This is a genomic window from Pseudomonas sp. UBT (assembly GCF_050915955.1).
Lineage (GTDB): Bacteria > Pseudomonadota > Gammaproteobacteria > Pseudomonadales > Pseudomonadaceae > Aquipseudomonas > Aquipseudomonas antarctica_A.
The window spans coordinates 4,140,833-4,162,241 of the sequence record NZ_CP168079.1 but is presented as its reverse complement, the minus strand read 5'-3'; the positions used below and the strand labels follow the sequence as shown (position 1 = coordinate 4,162,241).

20 protein-coding genes are annotated in these 21,409 nt (G+C 59.1%); 8 read left to right on the top strand and 12 right to left on the bottom strand.

Going from position 1 to position 21,409, the window contains the following annotated elements:
* Positions 1-76: 76 nt before the first annotated feature.
* Positions 77-238 (bottom strand): DUF6026 family protein, encoded by a 162-nt coding sequence (locus ACDZ94_RS19235; RefSeq protein ID WP_432751523.1) that lies wholly within the window; start codon positions 236-238, stop codon positions 77-79.
* Between the two features lie 284 nt (positions 239-522).
* Here ACDZ94_RS19235 and gnd point away from each other — a divergent pair, with 284 nt between their 5' ends.
* Genes gnd through ACDZ94_RS19220 form a run of 3 tightly spaced genes read left to right on the top strand, consistent with a single transcriptional unit; the run spans position 523 to position 3,847 of the window.
* Positions 523-1,506: a phosphogluconate dehydrogenase (NAD(+)-dependent, decarboxylating) gene (gene gnd / locus ACDZ94_RS19230; RefSeq protein ID WP_262664981.1), complete on the top strand. Its 984-nt coding sequence runs from the start codon at positions 523-525 to the stop codon at positions 1,504-1,506.
* Positions 1,503-3,026 carry a glucose-6-phosphate dehydrogenase gene (gene zwf, locus ACDZ94_RS19225; protein WP_221294953.1) on the top strand — a complete coding sequence of 508 codons (1,524 nt, stop codon included), beginning with the start codon at positions 1,503-1,505 and terminating at the stop codon, positions 3,024-3,026. Before gnd ends, zwf begins: the two co-directional genes overlap by 4 nt.
* Positions 3,023-3,847, top strand: a complete 825-nt coding sequence (locus ACDZ94_RS19220; protein ID WP_259762408.1) for an HAD family hydrolase — start codon at positions 3,023-3,025, stop codon at positions 3,845-3,847. The genes zwf and ACDZ94_RS19220 overlap by 4 nt, the downstream gene beginning before the upstream one ends.
* Positions 3,848-3,922: 75 nt before the next feature.
* On the opposite strand, the gene ACDZ94_RS19215 is transcribed toward ACDZ94_RS19220, so the two are convergent.
* The gene (locus ACDZ94_RS19215; RefSeq protein ID WP_064452723.1) at positions 3,923-4,183 is read right to left on the bottom strand and encodes a hypothetical protein; all 261 of its coding nucleotides are present in this window, start codon (positions 4,181-4,183) and stop codon (positions 3,923-3,925) included.
* A gap of 344 nt (positions 4,184-4,527) precedes the next feature.
* Between ACDZ94_RS19215 and ACDZ94_RS19210 the strand changes: the two genes are divergently transcribed.
* A complete protein-coding gene (locus ACDZ94_RS19210) occupies positions 4,528-5,853 on the top strand; it encodes a sigma 54-interacting transcriptional regulator (RefSeq protein WP_432750602.1) in 1,326 nt (441 codons plus the stop codon).
* A gap of 62 nt (positions 5,854-5,915) precedes the next feature.
* Here ACDZ94_RS19210 and ACDZ94_RS19205 read toward each other — a convergent pair whose 3' ends face one another.
* From ACDZ94_RS19205 to ACDZ94_RS19175, 7 genes are all read right to left on the bottom strand, one after another.
* Positions 5,916-7,226: a transporter gene (locus ACDZ94_RS19205; RefSeq protein ID WP_064452721.1), complete on the bottom strand. Its 1,311-nt coding sequence runs from the start codon at positions 7,224-7,226 to the stop codon at positions 5,916-5,918.
* Between the two features lie 49 nt (positions 7,227-7,275).
* Positions 7,276-8,025, bottom strand: a complete 750-nt coding sequence (locus ACDZ94_RS19200; RefSeq protein WP_064452720.1) for a hypothetical protein — start codon at positions 8,023-8,025, stop codon at positions 7,276-7,278.
* Between the two features lie 37 nt (positions 8,026-8,062).
* A complete protein-coding gene (locus tag ACDZ94_RS19195; RefSeq protein ID WP_221294951.1) occupies positions 8,063-8,740 on the bottom strand; it encodes a C39 family peptidase in 678 nt (225 codons plus the stop codon).
* 61 nt (positions 8,741-8,801) lie between these two features.
* Positions 8,802-9,497, bottom strand: coding sequence for a heme utilization protein (locus tag ACDZ94_RS19190; protein WP_432750601.1), 696 nt, complete (start codon positions 9,495-9,497; stop codon positions 8,802-8,804).
* Positions 9,498-9,564: 67 nt separating this feature from the next.
* The gene (locus tag ACDZ94_RS19185) at positions 9,565-10,128 is read right to left on the bottom strand and encodes an adhesin (RefSeq protein WP_432750600.1); all 564 of its coding nucleotides are present in this window, start codon (positions 10,126-10,128) and stop codon (positions 9,565-9,567) included.
* Complete coding sequence (locus ACDZ94_RS19180) at positions 10,125-10,580, bottom strand: hypothetical protein (protein WP_432750599.1); 456 nt, start codon at positions 10,578-10,580, stop codon at positions 10,125-10,127. The genes ACDZ94_RS19185 and ACDZ94_RS19180 overlap by 4 nt, the downstream gene beginning before the upstream one ends.
* Before the next feature lie 318 nt (positions 10,581-10,898).
* Positions 10,899-11,894, bottom strand: a complete 996-nt coding sequence (locus tag ACDZ94_RS19175; protein WP_064452715.1) for a FecR family protein — start codon at positions 11,892-11,894, stop codon at positions 10,899-10,901.
* A gap of 152 nt (positions 11,895-12,046) precedes the next feature.
* On the opposite strand from ACDZ94_RS19175, the gene ACDZ94_RS19170 reads away from it, so the two are divergent.
* A complete protein-coding gene (locus tag ACDZ94_RS19170) occupies positions 12,047-12,316 on the top strand; it encodes a PepSY domain-containing protein (protein WP_064452714.1) in 270 nt (89 codons plus the stop codon).
* Positions 12,317-12,335: 19 nt separating this feature from the next.
* Here ACDZ94_RS19170 and ACDZ94_RS19165 read toward each other — a convergent pair whose 3' ends face one another.
* A complete protein-coding gene (locus ACDZ94_RS19165) occupies positions 12,336-17,480 on the bottom strand; it encodes a dermonecrotic toxin domain-containing protein (RefSeq protein WP_432750598.1) in 5,145 nt (1,714 codons plus the stop codon).
* A gap of 170 nt (positions 17,481-17,650) precedes the next feature.
* Between ACDZ94_RS19165 and ACDZ94_RS19160 the strand changes: the two genes are divergently transcribed.
* Positions 17,651-18,688: an Ldh family oxidoreductase gene (locus ACDZ94_RS19160; RefSeq protein WP_262664972.1), complete on the top strand. Its 1,038-nt coding sequence runs from the start codon at positions 17,651-17,653 to the stop codon at positions 18,686-18,688.
* Positions 18,689-18,723: 35 nt separating this feature from the next.
* On the opposite strand, the gene ACDZ94_RS19155 is transcribed toward ACDZ94_RS19160, so the two are convergent.
* Positions 18,724-19,044, bottom strand: a complete 321-nt coding sequence (locus ACDZ94_RS19155) for a DUF883 family protein (protein WP_064452711.1) — start codon at positions 19,042-19,044, stop codon at positions 18,724-18,726.
* Between the two features lie 164 nt (positions 19,045-19,208).
* Between ACDZ94_RS19155 and ACDZ94_RS19150 the strand changes: the two genes are divergently transcribed.
* Positions 19,209-19,463, top strand: coding sequence for a hypothetical protein (locus ACDZ94_RS19150; RefSeq protein ID WP_003190904.1), 255 nt, complete (start codon positions 19,209-19,211; stop codon positions 19,461-19,463).
* Here ACDZ94_RS19150 and ACDZ94_RS19145 read toward each other — a convergent pair.
* On the bottom strand, positions 19,456-20,355 hold the full coding sequence (locus tag ACDZ94_RS19145) for a LysR family transcriptional regulator (RefSeq protein WP_432750597.1): 900 nt from the start codon (positions 20,353-20,355) through the stop codon (positions 19,456-19,458). The two genes, ACDZ94_RS19150 and ACDZ94_RS19145, sit on opposite strands and share 8 nt — an antisense overlap.
* A gap of 92 nt (positions 20,356-20,447) precedes the next feature.
* Here ACDZ94_RS19145 and ACDZ94_RS19140 point away from each other — a divergent pair, with 92 nt between their 5' ends.
* Positions 20,448-21,374, top strand: a complete 927-nt coding sequence (locus tag ACDZ94_RS19140; RefSeq protein WP_064452709.1) for a carbon-nitrogen hydrolase family protein — start codon at positions 20,448-20,450, stop codon at positions 21,372-21,374.
* Positions 21,375-21,409 lie beyond the last annotated feature (35 nt).

The following is a 21,409-nucleotide window of genomic DNA, read 5'->3' as shown; positions in this document are numbered from 1 at the left end:
GGGAGTATCGAGAGGGGTATGTGAAAACTTTGTGAGATTTTTGTGGGCGTTATCTTACATTCCGTTCAGCGGCGGTTCAGCAAAGGGCTGATCGTGCAGTTTGAGTCTGATCCAGCTGGGCTTGAAGGTGCGAGCGCAGGCGCAGGACTTCCTGCTGCAGTTGATCGCGCTCATCTTTCAATTGGCGCAATTCATCGCGACGGACGCTGACGTAAAGGGTCTGTGGCGGGCGGGTCATCTGTGCTGTGCTCATTGCTTACCTCGCAAATAGCCGGTAGATCGCGGTGCCGGAACGCATGAGTCGAGGTTCTCGGCAACAGTCGCAGCAATTCTGAATTCTTTTTTGAGTCAATGGAACTTTTTTATTTTTGGTGGTCGCTGTGACTTTTAGGACGGTGATGCTGAAACGATGGCATTTTTTTGTCATGAAACTACACGGATCCGCTCTGGACTAACCCTCAATAGCCTCATTGCGCTATAAACTATGTCACACATTTATTTAGTAGTTAGGAGCATCAGCACATGCAACTGGGGATTATCGGACTAGGCCGCATGGGCGGTAACATTGCGCGGCGCCTGATGCTCAATGGGCATACCACCGTTGTATACGACCGTAACGAAGCATTCGTCAAAGGCTTGAGCGAGGAGGGCGCCACTGGCGTTGCCGACTTGAAGGCGTTGGTAGCCGGGCTGCAAAAGCCGCGCGCCGTGTGGGTGATGTTGCCGGCAGGCGCCCCCACCGAAGACACTATTAATCAATTGAGCGAGCTGCTTGAAGACGGTGATGTGATCATCGACGGCGGCAATACCATGTACAAAGACGACATCCGTCGCGCTAGAGCCTTGTCGGAAAAAGGTCTGCATTACGTCGACGTTGGCACCTCCGGTGGCGTCTGGGGGCTGGAGCGCGGCTATTGCATGATGATCGGTGGTGACGCCGAAACCGTGCAGCGCCTCGACCCGATCTTCGCCAGCCTGGCACCGGGCCTGGGCAACATCCCTCGCACCAAGGACCGTTCAGCCTCTGCCGACAGCCGCGCCGAGCATGGCTACATTCATGCCGGCCCAGCCGGTTCCGGGCACTTTGTGAAGATGATTCACAACGGCATTGAGTACGGGATGATGCAGGCTTTTGCCGAAGGTTTTGACATCCTCAAGACTAAAAACTCGGACAACCTGCCGGAGCACGAGCGCTTCGACCTCAACGTTGCCGATATCGCCGAAGTCTGGCGCCGTGGCAGCGTGGTGTCGTCCTGGCTGCTGGACCTGACCGCTGACGCGCTGGCCACCGACCCGAAACTCGACGGTTACTCCGGCTCCGTGGCCGACAGTGGCGAAGGCCGCTGGACCATCGAAGCGGCCATGGAGCAAGCGGTGCCGGTACCGGTGCTGTCTACCTCGCTGTTCGCACGCTTCCGTTCCCGCCAGCAGAGCACCTACGGTGACAAAATGCTGTCTGCCATGCGCTTCGGCTTTGGCGGCCATGTGGAGACTTCCAAAAAATGACGGCTAACGGCAAGAAACTCAAGGCCGAACCTGCACCTCCAACCACACTGTTCCTGTTTGGCGCCCATGGCGACCTGGTGAAGCGCCTGCTCATGCCGGCGCTGTACAACCTGAGTCGCGACGGGCTGCTCGGTGACGGCCTGCGCATTGTCGGCGTTGACCACAACGCGATCAGCGACGCCGACTTTGCCAAGAAGCTCGAGGATTTCATTCGTACCGAGGCCGCGAGCAAAGTCAAGGGCAAGGGTGAAAATGCCCTTGACCCCGAGCTGTGGGCCCAGTTGGCCAAAGGCATCAGCTACGTCGAGGGCGATTTCCTCGACGACAGCACCTATGCCGACATCGGCAAGAAGATCGCCGACAGCGGCACTGGCAACGCGGTGTTTTACCTGGCCACTGCACCGCGCTTCTTCAGTGAAGTGGTGCAGCGCCTGGGCAGCGCCGGTCTGCTCCAGGAAACCGATGACGCCTTCCGTCGCGTCGTGATCGAAAAGCCTTTCGGCTCCGACCTGGCGACCGCCGAAGCGCTGAACGCCAGCCTGCTCAAGGTGATGAGCGAGAAGCAGATCTATCGCATCGACCATTACCTGGGCAAGGAAACGGTTCAGAACATTTTGATCAGCCGTTTCTCCAACGTGCTGTTCGAAGCGTTCTGGAACAACCATTACATCGACCACGTGCAAATCACTGCGGCGGAAACCGTCGGTGTGGAAACCCGGGGTAATTTCTTCGAAAAAACCGGCACCCTGCGCGACATGGTACCCAACCACCTGTTCCAGTTGCTGGCGATGGTGGCCATGGAGCCGCCAGCGGCGTTCGGCGCCGATGCAGTGCGTGGTGAAAAGGCCAAGGTCGTCGGCGCCATTCGCCCCTGGTCCCTGGAAGATGCCCGAGCCAACTCGGTACGCGGCCAGTACACCGCCGGTGAAATGGCTGGCAAGCCGCTCCCCGGTTACCGCGAAGAGGCCAATGTCGCGCCCGACAGCAGTACCGAGACGTTCGTTGCGCTCAAGGTGATGATCGACAACTGGCGCTGGGTCGGCGTGCCGTTTTACCTGCGAACTGGCAAGCGCATGAGCATTCGCGACACGGAAATCGTGATCTGTTTCAAGCACGCACCGTATGCGCAGTTCCGCGATACCGAAGTGGATGAGCTCAAGCCCACCTACCTGAAAATCCAGATCCAGCCTAACGAAGGCATGTGGTTCGACCTGTTGGCGAAAAAGCCTGGGCCGACCCTGGAAATGGCTAATATCGAGTTGGGTTTCGACTACAAGGACTTCTTCGAAATGCAGCCGTCGACCGGGTATGAAACCCTCATCTATGACTGCATGACCGGTGACCAGACCTTGTTCCAGCGCGCCGACAACATCGAAAATGGCTGGCGTGCGGTGCAGCCGTTCCTTGATGCCTGGAAGGAAGACGGTGGTATCCAGACCTACAAGGCCGGTGAAGATGGCCCGGAGGCTGCCGATGCCTTACTGGCCCGCGATGGCCGCACCTGGCATAGCCTCGGATGAGTGATGCAACGATTCATCCCATCCGTTTTATCCTCAGTGATGTGGACGGCACGTTGCTGCATCCGGACCACAGCCTGAGCCAGCGCACGGCCGACGCGATTCGCGCCTTGCGCGACGCCGGGGTGTTTTTCAGCCTGGCCAGTGGGCGGCCGCCCAAGGCCATGCTGCACCTGATCGAGACCTTTGGCATTGATGTTCCGGTCGCTGGCTTTAATGGCGGTACGCTGATCAACCCGGATGGCAGCATCCTGGTTGCTCATCATTTGCCGACGGAAGCGGCGCTGGTGACCCTGGCGCTGTTTTCAGCGGAGCCGGACGTAGAGGTGTGGGTATTCGCCGACGGTGACTGGCTGCGCCGTGACCCTTCCGGGCCAATGGAGCAGCGTGAAGCCGATGGCCTGGGCTACGGGCCGGTGGTCGTGGAAAGTTTTGAGCCGTACCTGGACCGGGTCGACAAGATTGTCGCCGCCAGCAACAACACACAGTTGCTGGTGACACTGGAAGCGCAGTTGCAGCCCAGGGTGCAAGGGCTGGCTCAGGTGTCACGCTCGCAGCCGGTGTACCTGGACGTAACGGCGATGCTGGCCAACAAGGGCGAAGCCTTGAAGACCCTGGCTGCGCACCTTGGCGTGCCCATGGAACAGACGGCGGCTATCGGCGACGGCGGCAATGACCCGGCAATGTTTCAGGTTGCCGGCTTGTCGATTGCCATGGGGCAGGCGGAAGAGACCGTCAAGCGACAGGCCAACGTGGTGACCGGCAGCAATGTAGACAATGGTGCAGCGGAAGCGATCGAACGATTTATTCTTGCAGCACAGTAAGCGTCCACTGCACTTCTACTGAACGTGCGCTCATTGTGTTGCAGTCATGCAATGAGCGCACGTTGCAGTATCGATTTACTTCGGCATTGCCCACGACTTTAACTGATGGCCGTTTTTGTCGAGTTCGGCTCGGGCCTGCAACAACAAATCTTCCAATTGCGCCGGGTCGCTATACGTGCTCGACGTCAGTTGTTTGCTGCCGATACGGGTATTGGTACGGTCGATGACGCTCAGGCTGAGAGCGCCATTGCCATCGTGCCAGGCCACGCACTGAAAGGGCTGGAAAGCACGGTCTGCGATCAAAAGAGCTTCGTTGATGCGGAGCGGGGCGTTCATGTGGGTCTTCTCTCTAAATGCCCAATCAAGTGAATGCCGTCGGTTGGGCGAGCCAGGCGGCGAGTTACTTGTACTGATGCACGATGGCGGGGTACGGGTCACATCTTAGAACAAGAATTTTCAACCTTTCGTGATTGACGTCATGTAAGCGACTGTTTTAACAGCCCAATGAACGCTTTCCAGCGCTGCAACTTTTTACCCGCAACAGCCGCGCAGTGGCTTTCTGCCAACACTTATAGCGAAACGGTACAAGAACAGCGTCAATACCTTGCTAGTGTTAGCGACAGGCCTCACAAACCTTTGTTTCTAAATAACTTTAACAATATTGGCGCCAAGGAATAGTCATGGTTGTTACACCTGTTCAGCGACGCCTGCTGGTGGTTGACCCCTGCGATGACTGTCACGGGCTATTGCCCGGCCTGCGCACTGCCGGGTGGGAGGTGGACAACTGTGCATTGGGCGCCGTCGGCGATCGGTCGTGCGATGTGGGGCTGTTGCGATTACAGCCCTTTCACCTCGAGCGCCCCGAAGCGGTCAAGGAGCTGATCAGCCGCAGCGGCACCGAGTGGATTGCGGTACTCAGCCAGGATGTTTTGCGCCTGCAAAATGTCGGTGATTTCGTCTGTGAGTGGTTTTTCGACTTCCACACCTTGCCGTTTGATGTTGCACGCGTGCAGGTCACCCTCGGGCGCGCGTTCGGCATGGCGCGCCTGCGGGGCAAAGGCCACGCGCTGATTGAGGCGCAGGAACACGAGTTGCTGGGTGACAGCCGACCCATCCGCGAGTTGCGCAAATTACTGGCCAAACTTGCGCCAACGGAGTCTCCCGTGTTGATTCGGGGGGACAGCGGCACCGGCAAAGAGTTGGTGGCCAAGACCCTGCATCGTCAATCCCAGCGCCATGCCAAGCCGTTTGTCGCAATCAACTGCGGCGCGATTCCCGAGCACCTTATCCAGTCCGAACTGTTCGGCCATGAAAAGGGTGCGTTCACCGGTGCTCACCAGCGTAAGGTCGGGCGCATTGAGGCGGCCCACGGCGGCACGCTGTTTCTCGATGAAATCGGTGATTTGCCGATGGAGTTGCAAGCCAATCTGCTGCGCTTTCTCCAGGAGAAACAGATCGAGCGCGTTGGCGGCAGCCAGCCCATTGCGGTGGATGTGCGGGTGTTGGCAGCCACTCACGTTGATCTGGAAGCGGCGGTCGAGAAGGGCACGTTTCGAGAAGACTTGTATTACCGGCTCAACGTTCTGCAGGTGGTGACTGCGCCCCTGCGTGAGCGGCATGGCGACGTGGCCATGCTGGCCAATCACTTCTCGCGCTTCTACAGTCAGGAAACCGGGCGTCGAGCCCGCAGTTTCAGCGAGGAGGCCCTCGTCGCGATGGGGCAACACCCTTGGCCGGGCAATGTGCGCGAGCTGGCCAACCGTGTGCGCCGTGGCCTGGTGCTGGCCGAAGGGCGCCAGATCGAAGCCGTTGATCTGGGACTCCAGGACGAACAAGCAATCGTGCCGCCGATGGCTACACTGGAAGATTATAAGCACCGCGCCGAACGTCAGGCGTTGTGTGATGTGCTCAACCGGTACAGCGACAACCTGAGCGTCGCGGCCCGCATGCTGGGCGTGTCCCGGCCGACGTTCTACCGGTTGCTGCACAAACACCAGATCCGCTAGGGCGGGTAAACCGAAAAGCCCCGCAACGACCCTTATCGTTGCGGGGCTTTTCCTTGCGTGCTTTAAAAGTAGTACGGGAATTTCAAGCTGAACGTGAAGTCCGGTGCATCATCCGTCATGCCGATTGACAGGTTCGGTACGATGGTGAGGTTTTCCGAAGCGGCAATGGTCATGCCCACGTTGAAATAACCAGCGTTGGCGTCGCTGGAAACCACCGATTGCCAGTCTTGACCGGTCTGCTTGATCTTGCTTTTGCGCTGCACCAGGTCCGACACGGAAAACGACATGCTCATTTTCTCGTTAAGCGCGAAGGCTACCCCTACGCCCAGTTGAAAGCTGTCGCCCAAGCTGATTTTACCGGGGACTTTCTGATTGACGTTGGGGCTGATATCGCCGAACGACTCCTCGAAGTTATGGGTATACGACAGCGAACCGAACAGCACCGCCGGATCGAAGGTTTTCACCAGGGAGATGCCTGGCGTCACCGACCACACACCGTTACCCGTCGGCAGGCTTTCCGGCACGGCAAGGTTATTGTTATTGGCTTGCTCGATCAGCTTGATGCCATAGGGCTCCTCGCCAGTGGGGGCCTTGACGCGCACCGATACCACGGCGTCCGGCAGGTTGGCAGTCTCATCAAGGAATTTGTAGGCGACACCAAAGTTGACGTCACCGATGGTTGGGTTTCGAGTGACGGAGGCTTCCGACATTGCGTTGGCGTCGCCGTTGACACCTCCCGACTGATACGTCGATTCGCGGTAAACCACCGGCACGTTCAGGTCGAACTGCCAGCGGTTGTCCAGGTTGTAGCGCCCGGTCAGGTCCAGCGTCCAACTGTCGGATTTGATTCGGTCCAGGTTGATATTCCCGAGGAAGATCGAGTCCAGCGCCAAAAAGCCGTTGAGGGATAACTGCCGGGCGTCGTAGCGGGCATAGGTGACGCCGGTTTCAAAGCTGAATTTGCCGTTGCCGAAAAAGCCGCTGGCCTCGTTATAGAGGTTGCTGACACTTTGTGCCGGGGCCGAATCGTCCTTGAGGCTTTGCCCGTAGGAACTGCCGCCGCCCGCGCCACCCGACGCCGCAGCTGCGCCCACTCCAGGCGTATGACCTGCCACGGTAGTGCCGCCTTTCTGAAAGTCGGCCGGAGATTTTGCCAAGCGTTTAGGGGCGGGCGTTGCAGGTTGGTCTTCTACTTGTCGTACACGTTGCTCCAGCACGGCCAGTGCTTTTTGCTGCACTTCATAGCGTTGCTTGAGCTCTAAAAGTTGCTGCTTCAAGGTTTCGATGTCGGCGTCCGGCGCGGCATACAGCATGGATGCCGGCAATAGCGTACTCAAACAAATCACGGTACGTAACGATATCGATCGATGCATGAAATAAGCCGTCCCTTTCTAATGCGTAAGTGCCGTGGCTCAGCGTAGTTCAATAACCGGAAGGGCGGAGGCCTTTGAGTTGATCGAGGTTAAGGTTCTGGTTGATGTTGTTTAAACCGTTGTTGCCCAGCACCACGTTGAGTTGGGTCATATTGTTCACAAAGTTGCTGTTGCCCTGAATAACCGTGCCTTGCAGGACGTTGCCACCGCCAATTTGCTGCACCACATTGCCCTGGTTGTTATTGGCCTGAAGTGCCATTTGCAGCCCGCCGTTATTCGCCGTTACCGTTACTTGCCCTGCAGCGGTGCCACCGCTGATGGGCTGGCCTGCCATCAGCGCTTGGCCTGACTGTACGTAGTTGGCGGGGGCCAAACCGTTTTGGGTGACGTTGATGTCCACGCCGTTGCTGGCGGTGTTGCCGTCGCCTGCTGCGCGTACGCTTTGCGTCACGCCCTGTCCCGTCCCGAGGCCGGAGCCTCCGATTACCGTGCCGGTGCCTTGAGGTTGCTTGACGATGCCGTTGCCATCATTGCCGGTGACTTGCACATAAAACTGAGGGGTGACGGTGGACGCATTGACTTGCATATTGGCGCTGCCAGTAACGGTTGCACCGGCGGCGTTGGTCCAGGTGCTGCTCATGACGATACCAAAACTGATAATCCGTCCCGGCATCACATAGCGTCCGCGCAGCTCGGCCATTTCCGAGTCCTTGAGTTCGATCGGCTTGAACGCCGAGGAAGCATAAGCAGGTGCAGTGGCTGCCAGGCACATGACCGTCAGCCAACGGAGAGTGTTCATCGTTTGCTCCTGGAGCGTCCTGCTCCTTATTGCGCCTCTAAAAGAAGTCGCTCTGGATAAAACCGAAGTCCATCAGTTCACTGTCGCGTACCGGGCTGAACCCGTTCAGTTGGCTCTTGGCGGTCAGCGGGGTGGGCGGGGTCAGCAGGGCGTTGGTCTTGTCATAGCCCTCGCCGATGACGGCGAATACGATGCCATTCCAACCCTTGACGAAATCGTCCTTGGCGTAGCGCTTGTTGCCCAGCACGGGGTCGCCGATATAGGCCCAGTCTTTGTCGGCTCGCTGCAACACCACGAAGTGCTTGTAGCCGCGAATGTCCAACAACACCACGACCGGCACTTTTACGGTGATGAGTACCTCAGGTGTAATCCGGTAGCCCTTGGCGCGCATATGGATGCTTTCCAGGTAGCGCTTCATGTCGAGCATGGAGAAACCCTGGGTGCGCACCAGATTCTGGTCGGCGTTGACCAGCATGCCCTTGATGACGTGGTCTTCATCCACATCCATCCAATAGGCTTGGCGCAGGATGGTCGCCAGTGCGGCGGCGCCACAGCTGAAATCGGTTTTCTGTTCCACCAGGTTGGCGAACTTGCGTTCACGGATGCTCTCGACTTTCTTGTAGACCACCGCGCCATTGGGCATGACCACTGCCATTTGCGCTGCCCAGGTCGGGCCGGTGAGTGCTAGCAGCAGAAGGAGGGCTCCGAGGCGCATGATCGTATGACCTGTTGGACGCTGGAATAAAAAGGGCCCTGTTGCCAGGGCCCGATCTGGATCAGAAGCGAGTGACTGCTACGTTGTTCTGACCTTGGTTGCCGCTGCCCGACAGAACGTTGGAGTTCGATATCCCAGAACTGAAGTTCATCGAGTTGTTCACGCTGGCATTGTTGACCACGGGTTTGGTGCTCCAGCCGTGGCCGCTGCTCAGGTTGAGGGTCAGGTTGCCCGACACGTCCTGCACGCCGGTGACGGTTGCGGCGCCACTGGTGCCGTTGCCGGAAGCAATTGCAACGCTGCTGCTGCCTTGGTTGGAGGTGCCTGCTTCGGAGTTCAGTTGAATGATGCCCGAAGCGTGGTTGCCGCTGTCGTTCAGAGAAGCATTGTTTTTAGTGGCACTGTTGAGCACCTTGTTGCCGGTGTTCGACTGTGCGGCGCCGGCACTGGCGAACACGAAGTCTGCATCGCCGGAAACGATGGCCACATCGTTTTTGCCTTGGTTGTTGTCGCCGCTCAGCACGTTGCCGTTGGCCACGCCACTGATGTTGTTGTAGGAATCATTGGCTGACGCGTTGTTTTTGGTTTTTTCATTGGTGACCACGTTGCCGTGGTTGGTTTGACCATCCAGCGTGGTCGCGGAAGCGGTGGTAGGCGCTGGCTGTGGATGATGGTTGGGTTGACCCGCTTGAGCAGCAACAGCCATGAGCGCAGCGAGAGCGAAAGCCAGTGGTTTGAGAGCCATTGTAGTTTTCATGGTGTATCTCCTTGCTTCTAATTAGTTGGTTAAGTGTTGGTGCGGTCCAGCGATCGACTCAGCTCCATCAGTTGAGTCGTAAGTTCAGGGTGTTAGCCACTCGGTTCCCCACCCCGGCGCTCTGGTTGACCTGAACCACTCCACGGCTGCCGGTGAAGGCCTGGTCGCTGGTAACGACCAGGCGGCTGCCAGTGGTAGGGGTCAACCCTGAGTCGGTTGCAAGCGCAACGGTCTGTTGCGACATGACGCTGTCGTCGATGCTCTGCGGGCCAGCATTCACGCTGATTCGCACGGCATTGATCATCTGGTTCTGGGCCCCGGCGGACTGGTTGACACTCAGTGCACCGTTGCCATTGCTGAAAGAGTTGCCCTGGATCGCAGCGTTAGCGTTCAGGGAGCGGTCGGCCGCAGCGCCGCTGATTTTTTGTGTGACGGAAATGTTTGCCAGGGCGTTGTGGCCCACTGCAATGGCGAGGTTGTTGCTCAACTGTTGCTGGTCGCCGGCTGCCTGGTTGGTCGAGACCACACCGTCGTATTGCTTGCCGGAGTTCGTGATGGTTGCGTTGTTGTTGCTGTCGGCCATCGCCGCTGTGCAACTGAGCGCCGCAAGGAGCATCCAGGAGCCGTTCATTTCATTGCCCCCCCGACCATGCCACTGATGTTGTTCAAGGGGGCGAGACCGCTGGATATCGCACCATTGACCGTGCCGGAGATGCCGCCGCCACTGGTGTGGCCGGCCGCGCTGCCGGCACCCAGGCCTGTACTGCTACCGAATGTGTTCAGGCCAGTAATGTCGCCATTGGGCATGATGCTGCGCGTCAGGCTTGAGCCAGTGCTGATACCCGCGATGTCGTTGTCGCTGAGTTCATTGCTGGCAGCGTGCAGGACTTGGGCTGATGGGTTGGCATTTACGGTGTTGGGGTAGGGGTCTTTACCGCGTGAGCGACCGATTGCATAAGGTCGAACCTGACGCTGGATCACAATCACACCGTCACCGTCCGCCAAAGCCGGAAGGCTTGCGCTGGCACTCAGTACACAGCTGATCAGCAGGAGGCTCAGTGAGCTCGGATTATGTGTGTCCACGGCAGTGTTCCTTATTCTTCGCGCTGACCCTAAACAGCGCTGTAAGGGAAAGAGCAGAACGCGTGCCGTTTTTTATTTGTTGTTGATATTCAGCGAGTTGTAATTAAACCGAGCCCCTGTGATCGCTGTGGTGTTTCACCGTTGAGACAGTGCCCGCGCGGCCCTCTATGCGCAGCCCCACGTCAAGGCTGTCTCAGCGGTGTAACAGTCGGCATGACAAAACGATGAATCCGCTCGGGGCGGGCGATTCAGGGGAGGGAGGTGTTTCAAAAATGGACACTGTCGCCGCGAGCAGGCTCGCAGGTGCAGGCACAAGGCTTAGCCCTTGGGTGCTTTACGCGGGATGGCATTGAGTACGGGGTTGCCATCCTGGTTCTGCGTCAGATAAACCGGCAAAACCTTGGGCAGGGAGGGGACGAGGTTGTTGACTTCATTGATGTTGTAGATGCCGCCGATGCGAATGGCTCCGGTACTGGCGTCTGCCAGCATCACCGGTTTGTTCAGGTAGCGGTTGATCAGCGGCAACGCGTCGGTCAACGCCAGGTTGTCGAGCACCAGCTTGCCCTGGCGCCATGCCAGGCCTGCGTCATTGGGGTTGATGGTGGCGACCTGCGGGGCGGCGTCACCGTGGTGATAGCTGGCTTGCATGCCTGGGCTCAGTGCGACGCTGGCGTGGGCCTGGTCGCTGGAAATCTGCACCGAGCCTTCAAGCAACATCACCCGCACCTGGTCCTCATACTTCCAGACGTTGAATTGGGTGCCTGTGACCCGCACCTGTCCCTCGCCCGCCCGCACGATAAACGGGTGCTTGCTGTCATGGGCAACGTTGAAAAATGCCTCGCCCTTTTTCAAGGTGACCCGGCGTTGGTCCTTGTAGTTGCTGAACACCAGCTCGGTGCCCAGGTTCAACTCGACCTGGCTGCCATCGCCGAGCGTAACCTTGCGTTGGTCATTGGTGGCTTCGAAATGTTCATAGGCGCTGGGCAACCAACCCGCTTCCCAGCCGGTGAAGGCGGCAAGCGGCAAGGCGCCAAGGCAGACAGCGGCGGCCACCGCGTAAGTGCGCAAGCGGCGGCGCGGCGTGAGCGGCAGCACAACCGGCGCCGGTTCGTGACGCGGCAGGTGATCGGCGACCTCCCAGATTTCCAGCATGGCCGCGTATTCGAAGGCGTGCAGTGGATGCGCATCGTGCCATTGCGCAAAAGCCTGACGCTCGCCCGCCGTGCAATCACTGGCATGCAGTCGCATGCACCAATGCGCGGCGGCGTCGGTGATGGCGTCATATTCGGCTTCTGAAAGGGGCTTGTCGCTCATGGGCTCATCCTGATTTCGCCCATTCTAACCTCTGGAGGCAGACGGCGAGAACCGCCGTCATGGCGATTGCATATCAATTGGAACTTATTCTCGTTTGTAAATATCAGAAAATACAGGACACGAGTCCGTCATCCCCCCAATGGAGATCGAAAATGCTCAAGAAAACCGTAGTCGCCCTGTGTGCAACCACCGCGCTGCTGAGTGCTGGCGCAGCCCTTGCCGATAAGCCTGGTGCCGGCTGGATTACCATCGAAAAAGCCATTGAGACCGCCAAGACCAAGGCGGCATATGTCGAGGTCTATAGCGCCGAAGCCGATGACAAGGGCTACTGGGAAGTCAAAGGGCGCAAATCCGATGGCACCGTCTATGAAGCACGCATCGACGGCATGTCGGGCAACATCCTGCGTGACCAGAAAGACTGACGTGACCTGCGGGGGCTGCTCAGGCCCCCGGATCCAGAAGGCGGCCCAGATGAGTCATCAGGTAGGTGACTGAGTCGGCGTTGGCCAGGATGGTGTCAATGCGTTTGTCGGGGTTACTCATGAACACCTGCCGAGCGTCGTCGAGGTTCTTCGCACCCGTGGCGTTAAGGACTATGCGTTTGACGTGACGGGTATCCGTTTCATCCCCATAGTCTTCCCATGAAGCCGTGACATCATCCCAGGTCTTGAACAGCATGGTTGCCGGCGTCAACGTGGACAGTGCAGTCCGGCGTATATCCTCCAGGTCGGTCTTCAACTCTCGAGCACCGGGTCTGGCCGTATTCATCAGGTCAGGGAACGGTCGCATACTGTCAAGGTAGGCGATGTCGGCAGTCTTGGCCTTCAAGTGTGTCAACTCGTGTATCAGTACGCTGGCTCTGGCGTGGGCCGAGATATCGAAGGGTGAGTTCAGGCGATTCTGGTAAGCATCCAAATGCGGATCAAAGAACCGATCGAGCAGATACAGCTTACGGTCCTTGTCCCCGTCGAGCACAAAGGCGTAACTCACGGTCGGGTTCAAGCGGCTGGTCCCGCTGACAAAACGCTTGGAATCGGGGCCGGTCAAGCTCGGGTCGCTCAACTCCTCCAGCATCCCGTCGACTATCTTCTCGATCCTCTGCAACTGATCAGGGGTCAGGCTGATGACACCGAACATTTCACCCAAAAAGAGACCTACCCGGCTATTGGGGTCGAGCGATCTGGAAAACTGGGTGATGTTGCGCTTGCACGTGACGGCGTAGTAAGTCGCCACGTTCAACGCCTCATTGATGACTTGAGCTTTCCAGCTGGACAGCGCCGCAATGTCCCGGATGCCGGTCGCCTGGATATTGATGGCCTCCCGTTCGCCGCCGCGTGTTCTTATGCGCGACAGGACCTTGCCGAAGCGTGGGTTATGGTGGCTGAGGTCCAGCACCCACTGCCCCTTGGCATTGCGGCCAACATAGGGGCCGCGCTGATCAGTGTTTGCCAGGCGCCAGCGTTGGGTGGTTTTCTTGACTGAATACACTTTGCCGTCCAGCGGGACATAGTTTTTCAACGTCTTCTTGTCGCTATAAACATGGGTGACGCTGCTTTTTTCAAGGTCCTTCAAGGCGATATCGTGATCCTCGAAAGGCTGCAGCCGAGTGCGTGAGGGGGCGGTGATGTCCAGCGTCGCCAGGCGGGTGGCGGTCGGCAGGGTTTCGTCTGTCAGGTCGGCCTCGGGCACCTCCTTTCCCGTGGGGGGCAGTTGTGCGGTGCCCTCAAGCTCACTGCGCAGAGAGGCCATTTGCGCCACGCCTCTGACAAAGTCCTTTAATGCGGCCCTCCATTGGTGCAATTGCAGGGCTTCGGCTGAACGCTTGAACAGCGTATAGCTGCGCCAGACCACCAGTGGGTACGCGAGTTTGCCCGCCATGAATTGCACAGCCGGGGGGATTTCTTTGCCCAACAGGCCGGTCACTCTGTCCCATAGCCCCTTGGCGCCTTTCTCGAACTGGCAGGCAAGCATCTTGAGCAGGATCTGCGTGTTGTCAGCGAAAAGGGAGTGAAGGGCGTTCGAGCTTATCGCGGTCGAGGCGAGGCGAAGGTCGGAGGGGCGATGATGGTTGTTTTGCAGCAAGTTGCGGTAAGTGGCCTGATGTGGGTGCGCCAGATACATGATGACCCCGTCCTGAAGTTCCCCCGGCCTCTCCAGTTCATCCAGCAACGCTCGCTCGTTCGCATATTCCTTGAACACATGGTTTTCGCTGTAGGGCGCATAAAGTACCAGGGGGGCCGCGCCTGCCGTTTCATCACCTATCAGGTACATGCCCAGTACCTTGACGGGGGTAGCGCCTTCGGTCGCCATCAACTCCAGCGGCCGAATCATGGCCGATGCACCTGGGAGCGACGCACGCGCCAGGGCGTCTGGCATGTCGAAAATTTGTTGAACGCTGCTCAGGGCTTGCGTGGAAAGTCGCTCTTGCAGCTTTTGCTCGTGGGCGTATTGCAACGATTGCCAAGGTAATTGCCGGCAAAACAAACGTCGGCGTTTGCGGCCTTCCTCGGTTTGACTGTTCAACCGGCTTTGCAGCAGCGTCTGGTAGGCGGTTTTCAGATCCAGCTGCCGGACCATCTGAATCACCGCAGTTGCGTCCAACGTGTCCGGCAACGGCGCGGCGGTGCGTGAGCGTGGGCGAATGCTTTGGGCATCCAGGTCAGGCCAGTGCCGCAGGGCAAAGTCGGTCAGGCTGTAGGTATGGATGTCGAGGGCCTGGTGAAGGGGGATCAGAATGTTGTCGGGGTTGAGGGGCTGGCCGGGAAAGCGTGCCGTGAGCAGCTTCTGCAGTTCTGTGAGGGTGTACGCACGCAAGGGCGTGATCCCGTGCAAGTAGTCTTCTTCTTCGGGGGCGCTGTTGTGGTACTGCTCGAGAAGCTCCGCCTGATGGATTTGGTCTCGTGTCGGCGCCATTCCCAGCCAGACCGGCAGGGCCTGCTGGTTGATCATACCGTCGGCCACCGCGATTGCCCGTGCAAGGTTGGTGGGCGGCGCCTCCTCCAGGACCCTGTCCAGGCCGTCCTGGAACGCGCGGGCGGGCAATTTCAGGGTGAGCAGGTGGTCAACCCCGTCCATGACATAGTCGCTGTAGGTTTTCAGGCGATTATCCAGCACGTTATCGTCAACGCGTTGCAGGGGACCCAATCGATAAACCTGATGGAGCACTCGCTGGGAAATGGGCAGGTTTTCCAGCAGGCTCAAGCGCCCGATCGGGTGCTCAAGACGCTCTGTTGTCGCCTCGCGAAAGGCTTGAATCGAGGGAAAGGCCTCATGCCCGCGCCGTGGCGTCCAGAGCACCACCTGGCCGGAGAAATCCGGATCAATACCGCCGCGTTCAGTCAGTAAAAACGTATTGGCAAGCGGCACGGATTTAACCGGCGAGCCGACATCCAGCGTCAAAGCGTAGGCATCCGGCAAAAAACCGTTGAGGCCATGTCGCGTCAAGCGCACAAGGCTGTCGGCCCTGAGTACGGTGTCGAGTATTTCCTGGCTGCGAGAGGGCAGGGTTTTACCCAATAGCCTCAGTTCGGCCTCGCTGCGTAACCCTAGCAGCAGCGAGTGGGCGTGTTTGTTGCTGAGGCTGCTGAGAAACAGGCGTGGGAGTTCGCGCATCTCGTGGCTGGCGAACACCTTCAAGCCTTCATCAATCACCTTGTTGAACCTGCTTACGGTGATGCTGGGCAACCGCAGGGCGACACGCGGGTCGAGCTTCTCGTAAAGACCGATCCCGGCGACGTTGGGAACGGGCCCGGTTTTAATGCTCAGACGCTCGATAAAGTGCTCAACCATGCTCAGGGAGGCGACTGGCGGGCGCTCTTCACGTTCTTTGGCCTGCGTGTCGTAGGTGTTGATAAAGACTTCATCTGCCTTGAGATCCAGACGCTGTGACTGCAGTTGCGCGTCCAGGGCGTGGGCGACCATGCTGCGTAATGTCGGATGACTTTTGCGCTCGATGGCCAATGTGTTCTCGGCGGCCCTCAGGCGCTGAAGGTGCAGCTTGGCGCGCTCGGCCTTTACCGTAGAGGGGCGGCCATTACCGCTGGTGGCGGGGTGGACGGTCCAGCGTCCACCGGTGTCCAGCGGCGCGAGGCGATCATCCAGCATGGTGCGTACATCCAGCGCGTAATCGAGCAGGGCGCTCAGGTCTACCTGGCCATCGCTGCGCCGGTAGAGTTCCAGTGCGTGGTTCATATTGCTGATTTGCTTTTGCGCGATGTCTTCGATCATTCCGGGAAAAATGCTGCCCATCACCGGCCGGGTCGCGATGTTTATCTGGTCCAGGCCGATAAACACGTTGCGCTCATCCAGTGACAGGAAATTGAGTAGCTCGTCTTCGTGCCCCGCGGCCTTGAGCATGCTCAATAACGTCTCTTTCAGGTCATCCAGGTCTTTGACCACCTGTAATCCACGAGACTGCGTGTAAAGGTAAGCGTTGTTCTCGTGGATCATCAGGGTGCTGGCCAGCTCCACGTAGTGCTGGTAAGGCGCGTACACACGTACTTTTTCAACACTCAGGCGAGTGGCGTAGGCGCTGCGAGCGGCCTGATCACTCAGGAACATTGCCTGGAGCATGTGACTTTCGTCGGCGCTGATGAGGTTGTTTTGGCGCTTGAGCAGGGTATCGACGCGAAACTTATCCGCCATGACCTGTGCGAAAAAATCCAGGCGTGAGGTGCCGTTGTCTGTGTCTTCGTTCCAGAAGGTCTGCAGCAGGCTGTCCAGCAGCTTTGACAGCATGCTGGAGGTCTGTTCGATCAAGGTCTCCCACTGTTGGCGATCTTGTTCCAACTGGCGCTGGTTGAAGGCGGTTGTGACATGTTTCGGGTTCAAGAACTCGCGGCTTTGCTCTTTTGGCCAGGCATGTCCTACATAAAACTGCAGGAGTGCTTCGCTTAATGGCAGGGAATCCACCCTGCGTCGATTGGCGTCCCCGAGGTTTTGTATAAAACAGTTCACCCGCGTATCACGTTGATCCAGGCCCGGGAAATAAGACCGCGCCATGATGCCGAGCAGTGTGTCGAGCATGCTGGGCAACGTGGGAATGTTTTGCAGTTGCCCAAGCATGGCTTGCACGTTCGCCTGTTGGCAAACCTGCAGGGTTTGCTCCTGGTCTTCCATGACAGCGCCTTCGACGATCAGGGTGGTCAACGTGATGGGCGTGCCAACGGGCAATGCGTTGCGCTGGGCGATCGACAGGAACCTGATCAAGTCCACGCGCTGCTGCGCATCCGCCAACTGCGCGCTGACCGCGGCGAGTAGCGAGGCATGATCGTCTGAGACCTGAATGCCCGCATAAGGTGTGTAAAGCAGGGCCTTGCCACCGTCCGGGCTGGGGCTCATCACGAAAGCCCCAGCCATTGGAATCGCAGGCTGGCCGCTAACGTGGATCATCAGCTTTTCGACGCGCATGGGATGGTCGCGCAGTTGCGCATCCTGCCGGGCGGCATCGGTGGCGTAGTACAGCGTATGCAGCCAATCCAGGTCTTTGACTGTCAGCCCCAGCGCACGCTCGCGCTCGCTGGGTGTTTTTCTGCTGACGGGCAGCAGGAACTCGTCGAAAAAATACGCAGGGGTCGCGCGGATCATGGTCTGCCTCCAATGTGCATAGGAGTTGGCAGCGTAAATAGGCGCAGGCGGCGAGCAGGGGTAAATAATCAGCCCCGGTGCAAGTTGACAGCAGGCCGCGTGCGTGGTGTTTAATCAACGGCCTGAATGTTCATTCGTTGCCCCTTCCAATCATAAAAACGGAGCTTCAAATGTCTGCGCAGTCTCCGACAGTTGCCACGGCATCAACCTCAATCGGCTTCTCTGAGCTGGTGGCATTGCTACAACAGATTTTTATCAGGCATGGCACATCCCCGCAGGTGGCTGCCATCCTGGCGCACAACTGCGCCAGCGCCGAACGCGATGGTGCCCACAGTCATGGCATCTTCCGGATTCCGGGGTATCTCAGCACGCTGGCCAGCGGCTGGGTTGACGGCAAAGCCGTGCCGGTGGTCACGGACGTCGCGTCCGGTTGCGTGCGGGTAGACGCCTGCAACGGCTTCGCCCAACCGGCGCTGGCGGCGGCCCGTTCACAGCTGGTAGCCAAGGCCCGCAGCGCCGGCATTGCGTTGCTGGCTATTCACAACTCCCATCATTTCGCCGCGTTGTGGCCGGATGTCGAACCCTTCGCCGAAGAAGGGCTGGTGGCGCTGAGCGTGGTCAACAGCATGACCTGCGTAGTGCCGCATGGCGCCGATCGGCCCCTGTTCGGCACCAATCCCATTGCGTTTGCCGCACCCCGGGCAGACGGCGCGCCCATTGTGTTTGACCTGGCCACCAGCGCCATCGCCCACGGTGACGTGCAGATTGCCGCACGCAAGGGCGAGCGCCTTGAGCCCGGTATGGGCGTCGACAGCCTGGGCCAGCCGACCCAGGACCCCAAGGCGATTCTTGAGGGCGGGGCGTTGTTGCCGTTTGGCGGCCACAAAGGCTCGGCGCTGTCGATGATGGTCGAGTTGTTGGCAGCGGCGCTCACCGGGGGCAACTTCTCATTTGAATTCAATTGGTCGGATCACCCGGGCGCGCGCACGCCGTGGACCGGACAGCTACTGATTCTGATCGACCCAAGCAAAACCGCCGGGCAACACTTCGCCGAGCGCAGCCAGGAGTTGGTGCGGCAGATGCATGCGGCGGGGTTGCGGCGGTTGCCGGGGGATCGGCGTCATCGCACACGGGCGAAGTCGCAGGAGACAGGTATTGTGATTGAGGCGAAGGACCTTCGGCAATTGCAGGAATTGGCCGAGGGTTAAAAGGGGCCGCTGCCTCAGGCAGCAGCCCCCGTTGCTCAGTTGCGGCGACCGAGCAGCAGGCCGACCACCAGGCCAAAGCCTGCGGAAATCGCCACGGTCTGCCATGGATGACCACCGATGTAGGTTTCGGTGGCATCGACGACAGGCTTGCTGCGCTCGCGCACGTTGGACACCGAGTCCAGCGCTTGCTTGAGCTTGATGGCAACCTGCTCGCGCAAGGTTTCGCCTTCTTCGCCTATCAGGGACGCGCTGCTTTTGAGCAGTTTGTCCGATTCTTCGATCAGCGCCGTCAGTTCACTGAAAGCTTGATCCTTGATTTGGTCTTCGACAGCTTGGGCGGCAGTTTTGCGGGCCATTGTGTGACTCCTTGCAGGTAAATGTGACAGTGAACAATGGAGTATCGGGTTGCGGCAAAAGTTGCAGTTTTTTTGCCCATAGCGTGTGCTCGAGCAAAATCCGAATCTGGAAGTTTCGACCTACAGTGTAAGATGTCACCTATTTGTGCAGCAGGTAATTCAACATGAGCTTCAATCTGGCCAACAAAACCCTCGCCGAACGCGCCGAGCTGGAAGATGAAAAGTCCCGCCTCTACGACCTGTGGCAAACCAACCTGGGCAAGGCCAAAGGTGAAGCGGCACGCTTGTTCGGCGAGCGCGCCAAGCGCAAGGGCAAGTGGGCTGAGTGGGTACGTGCGGAACTGGACGGGATGTCACCGCCGGAGTTTTCCAACATGGTACGCAGCGAAGTCAACAAGCTGATGGCTGCGGCTAAGTAAAGCACGCCACAATCGCCTCACGTACTTTAAGCAACACCGGATCAAGCTGGGCCTGGGTGCGCCAGCCCAGTTCCACAGGGTAGCGCGGTAGCGCCAGCGGGCAGGGCAACACGCGCAAGCCGGTCATCTGCGCAATGGCCTCGGCGGCATGCCCGGGAATCGTCGCCAGCGCCTGGCTGCCCTTGAGCAAGTACGGCAGCGCGGCAAAATGGCTGGTGGATGCGCACACCTGGCGGCTCAGCCCTTGCGCCGCCAAACCTTCGTCGGTAATCCCGATAAACCCTCCCGACGACACCAGCACATGCTCGCGCGTGACGAATTCTTCCAGGCTGATGCCGTGTTGGCCTGGCGTCAGGCTTTGCGGGTCTATCAGGCAGCGGTAATCACCGTCTCCCAGCACGTGCCGGCTCAGCCGGCGCTCGGCAAAGCCGCCGGCGGTAATCGCCAGGTCCAGGGTGCGGTCGAGCAGGGCGGCGGCGACGATTTGGCTATGGGTCTGGCGGAAAATCACCCGCAGTTTGGGCGCGCGTTGCGCTATTTCCTCCATTAGCCGGCAGCCGTGGGCGATTTCGAAGTCATCGGACAAACCCAGCACCACCGACCGTCCCTGGTAGTCGGGATGAGTCGGATGGGTCATCGCCAGGCTCTGCCGACAGCGGTCCAGTGCCTCGCTGATGACCGGCTTCAACTGATTGGCCCGCAGGGTCGGCGCCAAGCCACGGCCAGTGCGCACGAACAGCTGGTCGCCATACATTTCGCGTAAGCGCCGCAAACCGGCACTGATTGCCGACTGGGTGACGCCCAGGCGCAATGCCGCGCGGCTGGCGCTGGACTCGTCGTGCAGGGCTTCGAAGGTTTTCAGCAGGTTAAGGTCAACCTGCGCGATATTCATTTGGCTCATATCATTCAGCACTGAAGTGGGCTTTATTCATGATCCTGGCTGGCCGGAGAATGGGCAACCCCCCCTTGTTCGGAGTGTTCGTCATGCCTATTTCTACCGTGGCCGCATTGCAAATCGGCGCCCTGCCGGGTGGCAAGGCGCAAACCCTGGCACAAATCCTGACCTATGAGGACGAAATACTGCGCAGTGGCGCGCAATTGGTGGTGATGCCGGAGGCCTTGCTCGGCGGCTATCCCAAGGGCGAAAGCTTTGGCACGCAGTTGGGTTATCGCCTGCCGGAAGGCCGCGAAGCCTTTGCGCGGTATTTTGCCAATGCCATCGACGTGCCGGGCATCGAGACCGAGGCCCTGGCCGGGTTGTCGGCACGTACCGGCGCGAGCCTGGTACTCGGTGTGATTGAGCGCAGTGGCAGTACGCTGTATTGCACCGTGCTGTATTTCGAGCCGTCGGGCGGCCTGGTCGCCAAGCACCGCAAGTTGATGCCCACCGGCACCGAACGGCTGATCTGGGGCAAGGGCGATGGCTCGACCTTGCCGGTGATCGACGCAGCGGTAGGCCGCATCGGCGGCGCAGTGTGCTGGGAAAACATGATGCCGTTACTGCGCACAGCGATGTACGCCAAGGGCGTGGAGGTGTGGTGCGCGCCGACCGTGGATGAGCGCGAGATGTGGCAGGTGAGCATGCGCCATATTGCCCATGAGGGTCGCTGCTTTGTGGTGAGCGCCTGTCAGGTGCAGGCTTCTCCCGAGGCGCTGGGGGTGAAGGTTGCCAACTGGCCATCAGACCGCGCGTTGATCGCCGGCGGCAGCGTGATTGTCGGGCCGATGGGCGACATCCTGGCCGGGCCGCTGGTGGGCGAGGCGGGGTTATTGATCGCGCAGATCGACACCGATGACCTGGTGCGGGCGCGGTATGACTATGACGTAGTGGGGCATTACGCGCGGCCGGATGTTTTTGAGCTGGTGGTCGATGAACGTGCCAAACCGGGTGTGCGCTACATCACTGACTAAACCCGCTGGAACAATGTGGGCGCTGGCTTGCCTGC